This window comes from Fervidicoccaceae archaeon, assembly GCA_038734945.1.
GTDB lineage: Archaea > Thermoproteota > Thermoprotei_A > Sulfolobales > Fervidicoccaceae > ARK-14.
This window is the reverse complement of the sequence record JAVYOA010000009.1, coordinates 462,713-477,736: the sequence shown is the minus strand read 5'-3', so window position 1 is coordinate 477,736 and position 15,024 is coordinate 462,713. Positions and strand designations below refer to the sequence as shown.

Genomic DNA, 15,024 nt, shown 5'->3' with positions numbered 1-15,024 from the left:
AGATATGAGTAAAAACAATAAAACTTTTTTCCTCTTCCTTTTTGCGATCCTAATATTAGCATTTTTTTCCATTTATGTAATTCAAATTAGAACGGGGAAATCAGCTGTAGAAACCGTGGTAAATTACTCAACTGAGCTAATATTGAGGATAGGATACATAGGAATTTTTATTCTGATGACGCTTGAGAGTGCTCTAATCCCAATTCCCAGCGAGATCGTTATGACCTTTTCTGGTTTTCTGGTCTGGAGAGGTCAATTGAATTTAGTGCTAGTAATATTGGCTGGAACCCTCGGCAATCTTCTAGGAGCTTTTATCCTTTACAAAATTGGAAGTGGGCCTGGACTTTCCTTCGTAGAGAAATATGGCAAGTATTTCTTGATAAGCGAAAAGGACATCGAGAGGGCGAGAAATCTCTTCATCAGGTATGGGAACATGATAGTGTTTTCCGGAAGAATGATGCCAGCAGTTAGAACTGTTGTCTCACTTCCTGCAGGAATTGCGAAAATGAAAATTCTTCCTTTTCTGTTGCTAACTCTGGTTGGTTCAATTCCCTGGAACGCTATACTTACATATTTAGGCTATTTACTTGGAGAAAATTGGGTTATTGTTGAGAATTATGCAAGAACAATTGATTATGCTGCTATTATTATCATCATTTTATTAATTGCCGGCTATTTTATTTATATAAAGAGAGAATAAAGGTGGAGGGCATGAACGTAGAGAAGGAAGGGCTGGATGCGCTCAGTGAGGTAATGAAGAAGCAAGGATACTATTTTGCTAATCAGCATACAGTATTGAAAACCTGCAGCTGGACAAGAAATGCTCTAACTCAGAACAGATACTGCTATAAATGCAAATTTTATGGAATAGAGAGCCACAGATGTATACAGATGTCTCCAGCTGCTTTCTGGTGCTGGAATGCCTGTATCCATTGCTGGAGACTTAGACCGCAGGATGCTGGTATAAATTGGAACGAAACAAAGATGCCGGACTTTGATGAGGATATCTCCACTCTCGTAGATAAAATAATAGAGGGGCAAAGAAGGCTTCTAAGCGGCTACAAAGTTCATCCCAAGGTTGATAAAACTCTATTTGAGGAAGCAATGAACCCGAAGCATGTTGCTATAAGTCTCACTGGCGAACCTACACTGTATAATAGGTTGGATGAGCTGATAAGGGAGTTTCACAGAAGAGGACTAACCACTTTTCTAGTTACAAGAGGAGTGAGACCGGATGTTATTTTGAACTTGAAAGAAAAGCCATCCCAGCTCTATATAAGTATGGAAGCATACAGCAAGGAAATGTATGAGTGGGTGAATCAGCCCTTGGTGCCTAATGCTTGGGAAATGACAATGAGAACTCTAGAAGGCTTGAGCGATTATGGGAGGCCTACTGTTCTCAGAATAACTCTAATAAAGGGCATAAACATGGATGAGAAAGCAGTAAAGGGATTCAGCAAACTAATTGAAATCATGCAGCCAACCTACATTGAACCTAAGGCATACATGTATGTTGGTGCAAGCATGCTCAGGCTGAGCAAGGATAATATGCCCACCTACGAAGAAGTTATTTCATTTGCTGAAAAGCTTTCTAAAGCCACAGGCTATCCCATAAGGAGCAGTAGCAAAGCTAGCAGGATTGCTCTCCTCTCAAAGCTAGAAAGGCCGATTAGATTCGGGAAAGGATGCCCAGAAGGATGGTCTCAGGCTGATTGAGGATTGATGCACACAAGTACCCCGTTGGAGAAAGCCATAATCGAAGAAATGAAGAAGAAAAAATTGATAAGCGTGGAAGGACTAGCGAAGGATCTCGATGTAGATAAGAAGGAATTGGAAAAAGCTCTTGATATTCTGGTCTTGAAGGGAATATTGGAAGAAGTGCACGAGATCTCGAGCTGTTCGGAAAATTGCTCGGCTTGTCCATTGAGAAGAGTATGCATGGTCAGTAGGAGAGGATTCGAAGTGAAGTTCTATTCGCTGTCAAAAAAAGAGAGAGAAAATCGCTATATAGGCTGATGAAAGAGAAAATTATTTGGAGACTTTTTCTTTACAGTTAAATGATAAACTTTTAAAATAGTCCATTTATAAAGACATTCAATGTTTCAATTCAAGCAAACAAAGCATATATTAATAGTAATGATAAAACTATTTAAGTAATGAAAAACATTCATAATTCAAAAAGGTGTGAGCGATTTGAAAAGATATGTATTTGACTTCGAGGAAGGAGATCCAAATAATAAAAAGCTATTTGGAGGGAAAGGTGCTGGCCTCTCACTAATGGCAAAAGCTGGTCTTCCAGTGCCTCCGGGCTTCACTATAACAACCGATGCTTGCAGAGACTTCTATGCACCAAGAAAGGCTGAAGTTGATGAGCTGGTAAGACAGCTGGAGAAAAATCCTCCTCCCGCTGTAAGAGATGAGCTCATTAGAAAGCTCTGGGCGATAATTGATACTCTTTCCCTCCCAAATGGATTGATGGATGAAGTAAGAGAGAGAATGAAGGTACTTGAGAAGAAGAGAGGTAGGATCTTCGGAGATCCGAAAAATCCCCTTCTTGTTTCGGTGAGGAGCGGAGCTCCAGTCTCAATGCCTGGAATGATGGACACAGTTCTGAATTTGGGACTAAATGACGAAACAGTGAAAGGCCTTGCCGAGCAGACAAACGACGAGAGATTCGCTTATGATTCCTATAGAAGATTCCTCTCACTATATGGGAAAATTGTCCTGAGCATAGATGACAAGAAGTTCGACGAAGCCCTCACCAGAATCAAGGAAAAATATGGAGCAAAGAGCGATGTGGAACTGGGAACACTAGCGCTAAAGGAACTTGTTAATGAATATAAAGATATTATAAAAAGGGAGGCTGGAGGTTTTCCACAGGATCCTTGGAAACAATTGGAAACAGCAATAAAGGCAGTATTCAGATCCTGGATGAATCCAAGGGCCATATACTACAGAATCGCAAATAAAATAACTCAGGAAATTGCTGGTTGCACTGCTGTTACTGTTCAATCAATGGTATTTGGAAACATGGGAATGGACTCAGGAACAGGAGTGGTCTTTTCAAGAAACGTAGCAACTGGAGAAAATGAAATTTATGGAGAGTTCCTTCCAAACGCCCAAGGTGAGGATGTTGTTGCTGGAATAAGAACGCCTATGCACATTTCCGACCTGAAGGAGAGATTCCCGAGCTTGTATGAGAGCTTATACGCAAATTTGAAGATGCTAGAAAGAGTAAATAAGGACGTTCAGGATGTTGAATTCACTGTGGAAAAAGGTAAGCTCTACTTCCTTCAGACCAGAGATGCTAAGATGACTCCAATTGCCAGAATAAAAACAGCTGTCGATATGGTGAGGGAAGGAATATTAACGGAGGAGGAGGCTGTGCTGAAAGTCAAACCAGAAGTTGTCCTCCAGCTTCTATATCCAAGGATTGATGAGTCCAAGGCAAGCAAACCTATTGCGAAGGGCCTGGCAGCATCTCCGGGTGCTGTGAGCGGTGAGGTTGTGTTCCATCCAGATGATGCTGTTGAAAAAGCCAAGCAAGGAAAAAGCCTCATATTAGTAAGGGTTGAAACAAAGCCAGATGATGTTCATGGATTCTATGCAGCGGTAGGAATACTTACCAGCAGAGGTGGAATGACTAGCCATGCTGCTGTTGTGGCGAGGGGTATTGGAAAGCCAGCTGTTGTGGGAGCTGAGGCTATAAAGATAGATTATGATAGAAAGCAGTTTGAAGTAAATGGAGTGGTTGTGAAGGAGGGAGATTTGATAACAATAGATGGGAATACTGGCAATGTATATCTTGGGGCTGTTCCTACTATAAGGCCCTCAGTTGGAGGGGAGCTGCAGATCCTGCTAGGGTGGGCTGACAAGTTCAGGAGACTGGGGGTGAGGGCAAATGCTGATCTTCCACAGGATGCAAAAATTGCTAGAGAATATGGTGCAGAGGGAATTGGGCTGCTGAGAATAGAGAGAATGTTCAGAAGACCTGAGCGCCTCGAGGTCCTGAGGAAGGTCATTCTCGCAGAGACTTCGGAGGAGAGAATGAAAGCTATGAGCGAATTAGCCGAAATGATCAAGGCAGATTTCAAGGAAATATTCGAGATTATGGATGGGCTTCCAGTCATAGTGAGGCTCATAGATCCCCCACTTCACGAGTTCCTTCCAAAGCCAGAGGAAATATTGAGGGAAATATATGAGGCAAGGCTTGCTGGTGCTTCAAAGGAAAAAATAGCTGAGCTTGAGAAGCTATACAGAAGAGTCTCAGCTCTTACTGAAGCTAATCCAATGATGGGTCATAGAGGAGTCAGAGTTGGAGTGACCTTCCCAGAAGTATACATTGGCCTCACGAGGGCAATACTTTCAGCTGCAGCTGAGCTAAAGCTGCAGGGAAAGAACCCAATAATAGAAATAATGATTCCCCAAGTAGCTATCCCAGAGGAAATAAAATTCGTGAAGGAGAAGGCAATTTTACCCACTGCTGAGGAAATAGAGAAAAAATATGGAATCAAGCTGGATTACAAAATTGGCACAATGATAGAAACTGTCAGGGCATGTCTTGTAGCGGACGAAATAGCGAAGCATGCTGAATTCTTCAGTTTTGGAACTAATGACCTCACACAAGCTGTCTTCAGCTTCAGCAGGGATGACGTGGAGAACAAATTCCTCCCGAAGTATCTCGAGCTGGACATACTGAAGGTGAATCCGTTTGAAGTCATAGATAGGACAGGAGTTGGCGAACTTGTGAAGATAGGAACAGAGAGGGGAAAGAGAACAAGAAAGGATCTGGAAGTTGGCATATGTGGAGAGCACGGAGGAGATCCAGATTCAATAGAGTTCTTCCATCAAGCAGGTCTGGATTATGTCAGCGCCTCGCCATATAGAATACTAGTGGCTAGATTAGCAGCTGCCCATGCTGCCATAAAGGAGAAAATGAGAAAGAGCTAAGAAACATAGAAGATCCTTATTGAGTGAATTTCGCCCTCTTTAAATCTATATGTTTCAATGACTATATCTCCCTTTTTTATATCACCACTGCTCAACAGCTCTTCTCTCATTTTTACTAAACCTTCGTCATAGCTCTCAGCATTTATCAAGACTGGGTTGGCTCCCCACAGTATTGAGAGGGATCTAGCAGCCCTGATGTTTGGAACCCCAACGAAGAAGCCGCCCTTTGGCCTATACTGCGATATTATTTTTCCTGTTAAACCAGATTTTGTGTATAGAAGGATTTTTCCTTTTAGACTTTCGCTCAAAGATGTTAGTCCATGAGCAAATCTGTTGAAAGTATCATCTTTATAGAGAAATCTCTCCTCTTCATAGAGTGAGATAGCTTCTCTGGATGCTTCTCTCAACCATCTTACAGCCTGTAGAGGATAGTTTCCGATGGCAGTCTCGTTTGTGAGCATCAAGGCATCCGCCCCCTCAATAACAGAATTGTAAATGTCCACTATCTCACTTCTTGTAGGCGTTTGAGAGTTAAGCATTGATGTAAGCAGCTGTGTAGCAATTATAACAGGCTTTCCAGCCTTTCTAGTTTTTTGCACAATTTCTCTCTGTATCTTTGGAAGAGCTTCCATGGGAAAGTGAGATCCAAGATCTCCTCTGGCAACAACTATACCATCACTTTCATTTATTATATAATCAAGGTTCTCATAGCCCTTTTCTGTTTCAATCTTTGAATATATTTCTGGCATGCTCGAAAAGTACCGGGATATCGTCTGCTTGAGCTCTAGAATGTTGGCGGAGCTCTCAACTATGCTAGCCATTATGTGAGAAAAGCCCATGGAAGCAGCAATCTTCAAGCTCTCCTTATCGTGCTCTGTTACATAGGGCAGCTTTAGATGTTTTCCTTTTATGGAGAAGGATTTTCTGGAGTAAAGAGAACCTTCCATCTCGGCAATAGCGTATGCTTCATAACCTTCAGAGCTCTCTACATTGAATGAAATAGAGCCATCAGCCATGATGATTTTATCTCCAGGAGTTATGAGCTCAAAGAACTCTTTATATGGTATTGGAACCTCCGAACCATCAGATTCCTTTTCATAAACGAATTTCACTTTTTCTCCTTTTTTGAATGTAAAAGGCTCTCTGCGAAGATTCCCTATTCTTGGGTTGGGCCCCTGGAGATCGCCAATCAAGGCTAGAGGCCTTTTGAGCTCTTCTTCAACACTAAGAACGTAGCTAGCATATTTTTCCCAGATCTCTGTATTTCCATGACTGAAATTTATTCTGAAGCCGTCTGCTCCTGCTTCTGCCAAGGCTTTTATCATTTCTCTCGTTCCAGTAGAAGGACCCAAAGTAACAATTATTTTTGTTATGTTTCTGCTAAATTTCAGAGTCGCTCCACCTCTTCACCGCTTTTCGCTCAGGAGTCTATTGTCATCATTGATTTATACTTTGGAGAAGAGGAATAAAATGATTTACTTTGAAAACTTCCTTGGAGCTATCATGAACCACGCAATTGATAGGGCGAATATTACCGAATCAACCAAGAGGATGGTGCTGTAGCTTTGATTTCTGAGCATATAGTACATTGCTAGGTTAAGTCCTCCTCCTATTGAGAGAGAGGTCGACATTATTCCAGCTGCCGTGGATTGAAGCTGAATTGTCATGATTCTGCTGAGCAGAGAATAGCTACTGGTATCGAAGAAAGGATAGATCGGGAGGATCCACAGTATAATGATTAAAGCGGGAGGAGCCCTTAAAAGAATAAGCGATAAGAGCAAGTAGGCCATTGTGCTTGCTGTGATCATTTTCAGAGGAGATATTCTGTCTACAAGCATACCTGCGTAGGGTCTGATTATAATTGAGGCCATTCCAGTTATAAAGGTAAAATAGAAGCCATATTCGAATTGGCTGCCTACCGAGTTGTAGAGCTTCAGTGAGAAGACTCCAGAGAGCATTGAATATCCAGAGGACCAGAGAATCAGACCAATCGCTGTCCACCAAGCAGTTGAAAGAGCATTTCTGAAGTCCCCAATTGAGAATTTTGAAGCCTCATGAAAACTATTTCCTCCATATATACCTACCAATATCCAGGCTGAAAGCATCATGAGGAATGATGCTATGAAAAATCCCATATCTCCTTTCCCTACTAGTGAAAGGAAGGCAGGAAAAAGACCACCACACGTCCATCCAATTGAGAACATCATTAGTAGCATGCTCAACTTCTTTCCAGAACCCATCGCTTTCCTCAATATTATACCATATATGTAGGGAGTGTAAATCATGTACATTGTAACAAAGGAGAATACGAGAAGAGGAATGAGCTCCATAGGAAGGAATGGAAACAGTATGAGAAGAATTGAGGCCGCAAAGCCGAAATAAATTGAGAGCCTCCCTCCAAACTTATCAGAATAGTATCCCATTACTACTGAGAATACTCCTGGGATAGTTTCCATGGAAGTTATAAGTACCATGAATGAATAGTTGGTTCCCATAGTGCTACCTATTTTTGCCCTAAGCGAAACTGTGTAGATGCTATAACTGAGTCCCAAAAGTAACGGAACAAGTAAAAACGCTTTGTTGCTTCTTTGAGTGAGTTGAGCATTGCTGCTTTCGTATTCGTTGAAATGACCTCGATGCACGGCATTCACTCTCATTGAATGCCAATATTAAACCTAATAAATTGTTTGAATAAAAGTTTTCAATCTGTTAATATTTTAATAAAAAAGACCAAGAAAAAGAAGGAAAAAATCAAGACAAAATTAAAATTTTTTCATTGCACGGAAAAATCTGCTGTGGTGTAAAAAATGAAAAACATTTTATCGTGCATCGATGCTCTGAAGTCCCTAGTTCGAACTGGATGGATGCAGGGTGGAGTTTCAGCAAGTATAGCTGAAACCTTGTCATCGCATATGTATGAGGTGGCCTTGCTCAGCTTCATCATATCAACGAAGGCATCGAGAGCTGGATTAAATGTTAACATAGAGAAAACAGTGATATTATCTCTTCTCCACGATGTGCCTGAATGCCTTGTCGGAGACTTGAACTACTATGCTAAGGCAGCAATAGGAAAAGATAGGAAAAAGCAAATAGAGTTTGAAGCAATGAGAGAGATTGCAGAAGATCCACAGATTAATGCACTATTTAGTGAATATATAGAGGGAAAAAGCTTGGAATCGAAAATTGTGGAAGCAGCAGATAAGCTTTCAACTCTGAGGCAAGCTAGAAGATATTCAAGACTTGGCTATGACTTCAATGAAATGGAGGAAGGGCTGAGAAAAGAAATACTAGAGATAGTTGATGGATTGGATTCCAAACTCAGGGATATCATAGAAGAAATTATGGAAGCATCTTAGGAAATTGCTATTTTCAAGCTAGAGAGCAGAAATTGCTGCTGTCTGGAGCAAAGGAACTACGAAAGTTGTCAGCACTCCCTGAGCTATTGAGGGAACCAAAAATGAGCTACCGCATTGCTTGTAGATGAACGGAAGAAGAGTATCGCTAGATGGTGATCCAGCCATTGAAACCAGAGCTCCGCATGAGAATTTTCTTGAAAGGGAAGGTATTGTTATCATTCCAAAGATCTCTCTAGATAAATTGGTTACGAATCCTATAACACCTCCCATGGATCCCATCTGCGAAGCAAGAAAGGAGCTCGAAAATGTATACCAACCCAGTCCCAGGGCAGAAGCTATGGAAAGCTTGCCTAGCATGGGGAAGAAGAGAACCCCAGCTGCAAAGCTACCAGCGACTGCAGACATGAGTGATAACAAACCGGTCTTCAAACCACTTACCACATCTTTATATGAAATGCTATATCCGCTATCCACTCCTATTAGAAAAAGAAGAAGCGCGAGAAGCATTTGAATCAACAAGTCTACTTCGTTTGAAGCCTTAACATATCTCCCTGCTATAGTTCCAAAAATGAACGAGAGAATAACTTTACTCTGAAAGTTCACTTCAATCATCTCCTTCTATTTAGAGTTAGTTCCCAGAAAATGGCGCTCACTAGAGCAGAGGAGATGCCTAATAATATGCTTAAGAATATGCTCAAAACAGCCTCCGATCTCTCTAGCCCCGAGGAGCTCTGTAGTCCCACAAAAAACACAAGGAGAAGAACTGTTGCTTCAAGCATTCTCATGGCAGGCTTCTTCAATTTCTCAGCTTCAATTCCCCTTCTCTTTATTAGAATTCCAACTGAAAATCCGATAGATAAAGAAATTAAAATAAGTAGTATGAAGTTCAAGCTCTCCATATTTATCCCTTTTCTGTCTAGGATGAATTGAAATTTTCGAAGGAATAAAGCTTTTTTGATAATATGCTTTAGAGAAGTTCCTAAATAACGAAAATAAAAGTTTAAAGAAAAAACTCACTTATTATACAATGGGTAAATAATATGTTTGTGGTAAAAACAGGCCCGGTTAGAACAAGCGGTTTTGCCTTGAAATTGAGAAGATCTATAAATGCTGCTCTAAGGGAAGCTTATAAAGATAAAAAGATTTCCCCCACGGAAGTAAACAAAGCTCTTACGGATATCAACAAGATTCTTTATGAACTCATTGTTTCAGAATTTTCGCTTCCCAAAGATACAGTTATCAATATACAGATTACCTTTGATATTTTGGATGGAAAACTTAGCATAAACGATATTTCCATCGAAGTGTTCGTTAAAGATGAAATATTGAGCAAGGCAATAACAAATAAAATGAGGGGGAAAGCTCTCCTGACCTCAACCACTGCTTAATAAATTTTTTCAATGTTCTGGCTCAATTTCCAAGCCAAAAAACTTTTGATTAAATGAACACAACAGGATAATACGCGCTTTTTTGATTAAAAAGGTTCCCCAACTTATTTTTTTCTAAGGGGGAAAGAAAAATTGAGCCTAGATGCGAGCGAGAGCGATTCTCTTTTCCATGTGAACCCGTCCATGGCAGAAATAGATGATATTACGCTCTCCAGATCTCTATCATTTGCTCTGTCCATAGAATCAATAGAGAGCATGCTTGATGTAGAGCCAGAGGGATATGTACCTGCTATTTTCAACGAATGGATCAGAAGAGTAGGGAAATTGCCCTATTCCAGAGAACTGAACTACTTTGTTTATGACTATCTTCCAGAGTTCGATTCTAATGCTTTGATAGAAATTTTGGGCGAGGAAGTTGTTGAAAAACTGCTCGTTATTCCATTTTCTGACAACGATGGAGATTTGGAATCATTGATTGACGCTCTAAAAGCATTTACTAAAGAGATTGGGGGGAAAGACGATGGGGAGGAAAGGCTCTTGAAAGTCCTTTCCGATCTGGAGAAAAAATCAGGAAGCAAGAAGATGGCCGTTGCCTCCGTATTTGCCCATTTGCTGAATAAATCAATAAACAATATGTTTGTGGCAATGAGGGCTGAGCAGCTTGAAGCATAGAGACAATAGCAATTCAGCAATTTTCAAGGGTCCACAACTTTGAAGGTAAGACCCCTCTGGCTGGAAAAATCCATATCTAGTTTAGTTAGAGAATCCCTCAAGATGGAGATCGGTGAAATCAGAAATGAGGATTTGCTTCCACCATCTATAGTACCGCTTAAGAACAAAATAGTGGAGAGACTAAACTTGCTCTACTCTAAAGATAAGAAGAATGATGAAAGCTTCACATGTTTAATTTGTTATCGTTCAGGCTTTACAAAAAAAGGTCTCTACTATCATCTTCTAAAAGTCCATAAGGAGAGGCTCATGGATGAAGTCACAGAAATTGTTGAAGAGAGCTTCAGATCGACAAAAAATGAATAGCTCTCATTTTCTACTCATTCAGCACTTTTCCTTCTTTTCACGGCAGCGTCGAAGACTATCCAATTTCTGTACCATTCCTCATTTTCTTTCTTCAATAGCTCTAGGACCATCTTCATGAGATCCTTGGTTGTTATTTCTTCAATTCCTTGTTCAAGCAGTTTACCTTCTATTATTTTTGAGATCTTCCTGGCAACATCTACATTAGCCCCCGTCTTCAAAATGCTCACAACAACTTTCTCAGGGATGAACTCCTCCTTATTCCCGCTTCTTTTAATTACCTTAATTCCCATTATTGTTTCACCTTATATGATTTTTGAATTTTCTGAAAATAAAAGGATTTTTCATTAGCTGCGCAGTGCTGAGCTCAAGTTAAATAGCAAGATTATTTTGCAGGATAATACTTCATAGTTAAAATTAAATACGTCACTTAACTATAACGATTAAGACAAAAGTTAAAAAAAGGAGGAGGAAAGCTTCATTGGATCGTTTTCCAGAAAGGAAAGTTGGAATTGTGGGATGGGGAAGCTACTTTCCTATCTTTAGAATATCGGTTGAAGAAATAGAAAGGCAGTGGGGATTTCCTGCAGGAACTGGAAGCGGACTTGGCATGAAGGAAAAGGCAGTAGCAAACATAGACGAAGATGCAACAACGATGGGTTACGAGGCAGCAAGGAACGCTATAGCTAGAGCTGAAATACATCCTAGGAAAATTGGAGCGGTATTTTTTGGAACTGAATCCAAGCCTTATGCTGTTAAGCCAAGCGCAACAATAATAGCTCAAGCTCTAGGAATAACTCCTACAACAATGGCGAGCGATATTGAGTTTGCATGTAGAGCTGCAAGCGAGGGGATGAGGGCATCAATAGGCTTGGTATCTTCGGGAATGATAGATTATGCAATTGTAATAGGAAGCGATACTGCTCAGGCAAATCCTGGAGATGTGCTTGAGTTCACAGCAAGCAGCGGGGCAACAGCATTTGTTCTTGGACCAAAAGATGAGTCAGCTGCTGTTTTCGAGGCTTCATTTTCCTATGTAACGGATACTCCGGATTTCTGGAGGAGGAGCCTAAGTCCATATCCCCTTCATGGAGAGGCATTTACCGGTGATCCAGCATATTTCGATCATATAATCAATGCTGTGAAAGGTCTGATGGAGAAGACCGGTCTCCGACCGGAGGACTTTGATTATGCTGTTTTTCATCAGCCAAATGGAAAATTTCCGTTAAAAGTGGGGGAGAGACTTGGTTTTCCCAAAGAGAAGGTGCTCCCTGGACTCTTAACCCCATTGGTTGGAAATACGTACAATGGTTCTGCTCTGGCTGGATTAAGTCGTGTTCTAGATATTGCAAAAGAGGGATCTAGAATATTGCTGGCTCCCTTTGGAAGCGGGGCAGGAAGCGATGCCTATAGCCTAATAGTTACTGAAAGGGCTGAAAGCAAGAGGAAGCTCGCTCCGCCTATTTCCTATTATCTGGAGAGAAGAACAAACATTACCTATTCCGATTATGCAAAGTTCAGAAGATTGATCAAAAAAATTGAGGGTGAATAAAATATGAGAATCTATGTGAATGGTTATGGGCTTGTCAAGATTTCTCGCTGGTTCAACGATTCAATTGAAGATATTGTTTTGAAGTCCATAAAAGATATGGAATCAAGGACAGGACCATTACCGGAAGTAGATGCTATTATAGTTTCAAATTCATTTTCCAGTGTTATGCAGTCGCAGAATATTCTCGCTTCACTCATAGCAGAGGATCTTGGACTGATTGGAAAGAGTACTTTTACCGTAGAAAATGGTGGAGCTGGCGGGGGAAGTGCTGTTTTCCTTGCTTTTTCATTGCTGAAATCTGGAGAAGCAAAAAATGTTCTGATAGTGGGTGTAGAAAAAACGTCGGACTACATTAGCACGGTATATAACCATGCCCTTTCGCTTTTCTTAAATGCTGAGCATGAATCATTCTACGGTGCAACTTTAGCTAGCAACTTTGCAGTAATTGGAAGGGAATACATTTCGAGATATGGATATGGAGAGGATGATTTGGCTTCTTGGCCCGTTCTCATGCATGAAAATGCTTTAGATGTTCCCCATGCTCAGCTCAAGTTCAGAATATCTAGGGAACAGGTGATGGGCTCGGATCCAGTGTCATTACCAATAAGAGTCCTTCATTCTCCTCCAATGAGCGATGGAGCAGCGGTGCTCCTCATTAGCAATGAAGATTCCAGCCTATCTAAGGAAACGAGGTTGGCCGAGATAAAAGCAGCATCGGTTGTATCGGATTTTATGGAGCTTTCAATAAGAGAGAATCTAACAGAGTTTCCTGCTTTGAGAAAATTGAGGGAAAGAATTGAAAGGAAAGCAGGATATAATGTAAAAAATGTTGATATAATGGATATCTCTGATGATTACACAGTTCCGGTCCCAATAGTCCTTGAGGAGCTTGAAATTGCCGAGAGAGGAAAGGGGCTGAAGTCAATTGTTGAAGGGATGTACAGATTAGGTGATAAGCCCTCGGTGAATTTAACAGGTGGAACTAAGGCAAGGGGGCATCCTTTTGGTGCCACAGGAATATATCAGGTTGCTGAACTCACATCTCTTCTCTCTGATAATAGAGTGAAGAATGCCAAAGTAAACGCAGAGAGGGCTTTTGCCCTCTCAATGGGAGGTGTAGGAACAGTTTTTGCTGGGATAGTACTCGAGAAGGTATAGGAGGTTGTTTGAAGATGGAAAGGCTATCCATTTCAAGATTCTGGAGAAACAGAATGGTTCATTACACTTTTTCGTATTCTAAATGCAAAAAATGCGGCAATGCCATGTTTCCACCAAAGCACACATGCTCGAAGTGCGGTTCCAGAGATGTTGATATTCTCACTCCACCCAGAGAGGGGAAGTTAATTTCTTGGACAAAGCTGTACGAAGTCCCAATCGGTTTCGTAAATGAGAGGCCGATTTACCTTGGGCTTGTTCAACTTGGAGAGATAAAGGTGATGGCTCAAATAGTCGATGTCCTGAACGATCAGGAGCTGAAAGAAGGGATTGAAGTCGAAGCGGTGTTTCGGAGGGTAAAAGAGGATGGAAGCACAGGACTAATCTACTATGCTTTGAAATTCAGACCTAAGAAATATTGATGAAGGTAGTAAATTGAGATATTAATATTAAGAGCAGTTTTGCAATTTTTTCACAGCAACTCGCTAGGTGGAAGAAAATGGTGCAGGTAAAAAAGCTCATATTAGTCACTGCTGAGCATCACCCATATCATAAGCAATGGGTGGAAATGTCAAAGGAGCTTTCTTCGCTGCTTGGGGTTGAGCTTGAAATAAAGATTGAGGACTATGTTTTTGCAATAGAGCATGGCGTAACCGATGAATTCGGAATGGCAGGACTTCCGCAACTTTTGGTGGAGCTGATTGATGGTAGCATAAGACCATTGCTACATGAAATCCCCCTCGATTCAAGCTTTCAGCTGGACTTTCAAGCAGCAAAGAAGCTCGCTCTTGAAAAGATAGAGAAAGGAGAGTTCTAGCAAAAATCATAAACGCTCATCAATTCTTTACACGATTTTTGAGGAACTTTTTCCTAATGTTTCTGTGTCTGAATGTTATGATCTGAACGGCTTCCTCGATGAATTGTTTTATAGCTTGAATCGTCCCTTTTTCAGAGAGGGTAGTTATCACGCCCTTCCAATCAAGATAAAAGACTATGAGAATAAGATAAAAAGTTGCCAATAGCAGGAAAACAATTCCTATCCAAACATAGTGAGAATTCAGCGATAATTCTAGAATTGAATATGCACTTTTCCCGAGCAGAAGAATTAGAAAAACTAGAAAGAATTTGCCTATGAAGACTCCAACTAGAAAGTTCAGAAATGTGTATCCAGCTATGCCGAGCGGAACATATATAACATCATCGGGAAGCGGAGTGAGTGCGAATAGAATTATCAGTAAAAAGCCAAAATACTTCTTTTTCATTAAGGATAGAAAGTAATCTACGTTTTCCTTTCTTTCCTTCGACATCTTTTTTCTTCCGATCCTCGCTGCTAGAAATATTACAATTTTTCCCAATGTAGCTCCCCCACCACCTATCAACGATAGAAGGAGATAGTTTGTAACATTGTACATGGCTCCATATGCCAGTATGAATGCCACATAGGGAACAGCAGAGTAGGGAATTGCGTTTCCAATAAAGCTAGCCAAGAATACACCGAGAAGTCCATACTGCGCCACTAGGCTTCCTATATTTTCTAGCATCTTCCTATCCTCTTCCATTGAGCGATCTACAATCTCCCTTTATTAGAATT

Annotated in this window: 18 protein-coding genes; 12 read left to right on the top strand and 6 right to left on the bottom strand. The window is 40.8% G+C overall.

Annotation, left to right across the window (positions count from 1 at the left end):
- The first annotated feature begins 115 nt into the window (after positions 1–115).
- The 4 genes from QXR92_06885 (at position 116) to ppdK (ending at position 4,950) form a co-directional block, all read left to right on the top strand.
- A complete protein-coding gene (locus QXR92_06885) occupies positions 116–700 on the top strand; it encodes a DedA family protein (GenBank protein MEM0319724.1) in 585 nt (194 codons plus the stop codon).
- 11 nt (positions 701–711) lie between these two features.
- Positions 712–1,716, top strand: coding sequence for a 4-demethylwyosine synthase TYW1 (gene twy1, locus QXR92_06880; protein MEM0319723.1), 1,005 nt, complete (start codon positions 712–714; stop codon positions 1,714–1,716).
- A gap of 6 nt (positions 1,717–1,722) precedes the next feature.
- A complete protein-coding gene (locus QXR92_06875; protein MEM0319722.1) occupies positions 1,723–2,016 on the top strand; it encodes a FeoC-like transcriptional regulator in 294 nt (97 codons plus the stop codon).
- Positions 2,017–2,184: 168 nt separating this feature from the next.
- Entirely contained in the window at positions 2,185–4,950 is a 2,766-nt protein-coding gene (ppdK, locus tag QXR92_06870) for a pyruvate, phosphate dikinase (GenBank protein MEM0319721.1), read from the top strand.
- On the opposite strand, the gene pyk is transcribed toward ppdK, so the two are convergent.
- Both pyk and QXR92_06860 read right to left on the bottom strand, forming a co-directional pair.
- The gene (pyk, locus tag QXR92_06865; protein ID MEM0319720.1) at positions 4,947–6,311 is read right to left on the bottom strand and encodes a pyruvate kinase; all 1,365 of its coding nucleotides are present in this window, start codon (positions 6,309–6,311) and stop codon (positions 4,947–4,949) included. The genes ppdK and pyk overlap by 4 nt on opposite strands.
- Before the next feature lie 114 nt (positions 6,312–6,425).
- Positions 6,426–7,592, bottom strand: coding sequence for an MFS transporter (locus QXR92_06860; GenBank protein ID MEM0319719.1), 1,167 nt, complete (start codon positions 7,590–7,592; stop codon positions 6,426–6,428).
- A 165-nt stretch (positions 7,593–7,757) separates the two neighbouring features.
- Here QXR92_06860 and QXR92_06855 point away from each other — a divergent pair, with 165 nt between their 5' ends.
- Positions 7,758–8,306, top strand: coding sequence for an HD family hydrolase (locus QXR92_06855; GenBank protein ID MEM0319718.1), 549 nt, complete (start codon positions 7,758–7,760; stop codon positions 8,304–8,306).
- 18 nt (positions 8,307–8,324) lie between these two features.
- Here QXR92_06855 and QXR92_06850 read toward each other — a convergent pair whose 3' ends face one another.
- Both QXR92_06850 and QXR92_06845 read right to left on the bottom strand, forming a co-directional pair.
- Positions 8,325–8,909: a lysine exporter LysO family protein gene (locus QXR92_06850; GenBank protein ID MEM0319717.1), complete on the bottom strand. Its 585-nt coding sequence runs from the start codon at positions 8,907–8,909 to the stop codon at positions 8,325–8,327.
- A 5-nt stretch (positions 8,910–8,914) separates the two neighbouring features.
- Positions 8,915–9,205, bottom strand: coding sequence for a hypothetical protein (locus tag QXR92_06845; protein ID MEM0319716.1), 291 nt, complete (start codon positions 9,203–9,205; stop codon positions 8,915–8,917).
- Between the two features lie 141 nt (positions 9,206–9,346).
- On the opposite strand from QXR92_06845, the gene QXR92_06840 reads away from it, so the two are divergent.
- The 3 genes from QXR92_06840 to QXR92_06830 all read left to right on the top strand — a co-directional run bounded on the left by QXR92_06840 (position 9,347) and on the right by QXR92_06830 (position 10,729).
- Entirely contained in the window at positions 9,347–9,694 is a 348-nt protein-coding gene (locus QXR92_06840) for a DUF2258 domain-containing protein (protein MEM0319715.1), read from the top strand.
- Between the two features lie 132 nt (positions 9,695–9,826).
- Positions 9,827–10,366, top strand: a complete 540-nt coding sequence (locus QXR92_06835; GenBank protein MEM0319714.1) for a hypothetical protein — start codon at positions 9,827–9,829, stop codon at positions 10,364–10,366.
- Between the two features lie 39 nt (positions 10,367–10,405).
- Entirely contained in the window at positions 10,406–10,729 is a 324-nt protein-coding gene (locus QXR92_06830; protein MEM0319713.1) for a hypothetical protein, read from the top strand.
- 14 nt (positions 10,730–10,743) lie between these two features.
- Here the strand turns inward: QXR92_06830 and QXR92_06825 are convergent, their stop codons facing one another.
- The gene (locus QXR92_06825; GenBank protein ID MEM0319712.1) at positions 10,744–11,019 is read right to left on the bottom strand and encodes an ATP cone domain-containing protein; all 276 of its coding nucleotides are present in this window, start codon (positions 11,017–11,019) and stop codon (positions 10,744–10,746) included.
- A 188-nt stretch (positions 11,020–11,207) separates the two neighbouring features.
- Between QXR92_06825 and QXR92_06820 the strand changes: the two genes are divergently transcribed.
- The 4 genes from QXR92_06820 to QXR92_06805 all read left to right on the top strand — a co-directional run bounded on the left by QXR92_06820 (position 11,208) and on the right by QXR92_06805 (position 14,250).
- A complete protein-coding gene (locus tag QXR92_06820) occupies positions 11,208–12,278 on the top strand; it encodes a hydroxymethylglutaryl-CoA synthase (GenBank protein MEM0319711.1) in 1,071 nt (356 codons plus the stop codon).
- A 3-nt stretch (positions 12,279–12,281) separates the two neighbouring features.
- Positions 12,282–13,436 carry a hypothetical protein gene (locus QXR92_06815; GenBank protein MEM0319710.1) on the top strand — a complete coding sequence of 385 codons (1,155 nt, stop codon included), beginning with the start codon at positions 12,282–12,284 and terminating at the stop codon, positions 13,434–13,436.
- Positions 13,437–13,450: 14 nt separating this feature from the next.
- Positions 13,451–13,855 (top strand): Zn-ribbon domain-containing OB-fold protein, encoded by a 405-nt coding sequence (locus QXR92_06810; GenBank protein MEM0319709.1) that lies wholly within the window; start codon positions 13,451–13,453, stop codon positions 13,853–13,855.
- A gap of 77 nt (positions 13,856–13,932) precedes the next feature.
- Positions 13,933–14,250, top strand: a complete 318-nt coding sequence (locus QXR92_06805) for a hypothetical protein (GenBank protein MEM0319708.1) — start codon at positions 13,933–13,935, stop codon at positions 14,248–14,250.
- A 19-nt stretch (positions 14,251–14,269) separates the two neighbouring features.
- Here the strand turns inward: QXR92_06805 and QXR92_06800 are convergent, their stop codons facing one another.
- Positions 14,270–14,992, bottom strand: a complete 723-nt coding sequence (locus QXR92_06800) for a VTT domain-containing protein (protein ID MEM0319707.1) — start codon at positions 14,990–14,992, stop codon at positions 14,270–14,272.
- Between the last annotated feature and the right edge of the window lie 32 nt (positions 14,993–15,024).

Bases quoted from the DNA above. Each gene is read 5' to 3' on its own strand.
- twy1 (MEM0319723.1), top strand. From the start codon at position 712: ATGAACGTAGAGAAGGAAGGGCTGGATGCGCTCAGTGAGGTAATGAAG.
- QXR92_06855 (MEM0319718.1), top strand. From the start codon at position 7,758: ATGAAAAACATTTTATCGTGCATCGATGCTCTGAAGTCCCTAGTTCGA.
- QXR92_06825 (MEM0319712.1), bottom strand. From the start codon at position 11,019: ATGGGAATTAAGGTAATTAAAAGAAGCGGGAATAAGGAGGAGTTCATC.
- QXR92_06875 (MEM0319722.1), top strand. From the start codon at position 1,723: ATGCACACAAGTACCCCGTTGGAGAAAGCCATAATCGAAGAAATGAAG.
- QXR92_06840 (MEM0319715.1), top strand. From the start codon at position 9,347: ATGTTTGTGGTAAAAACAGGCCCGGTTAGAACAAGCGGTTTTGCCTTG.
- QXR92_06845 (MEM0319716.1), bottom strand. From the start codon at position 9,205: ATGGAGAGCTTGAACTTCATACTACTTATTTTAATTTCTTTATCTATC.
- QXR92_06800 (MEM0319707.1), bottom strand. From the start codon at position 14,992: ATGGAAGAGGATAGGAAGATGCTAGAAAATATAGGAAGCCTAGTGGCG.
- QXR92_06815 (MEM0319710.1), top strand. From the start codon at position 12,282: ATGAGAATCTATGTGAATGGTTATGGGCTTGTCAAGATTTCTCGCTGG.
- QXR92_06810 (MEM0319709.1), top strand. From the start codon at position 13,451: ATGGAAAGGCTATCCATTTCAAGATTCTGGAGAAACAGAATGGTTCAT.
- QXR92_06805 (MEM0319708.1), top strand. From the start codon at position 13,933: ATGGTGCAGGTAAAAAAGCTCATATTAGTCACTGCTGAGCATCACCCA.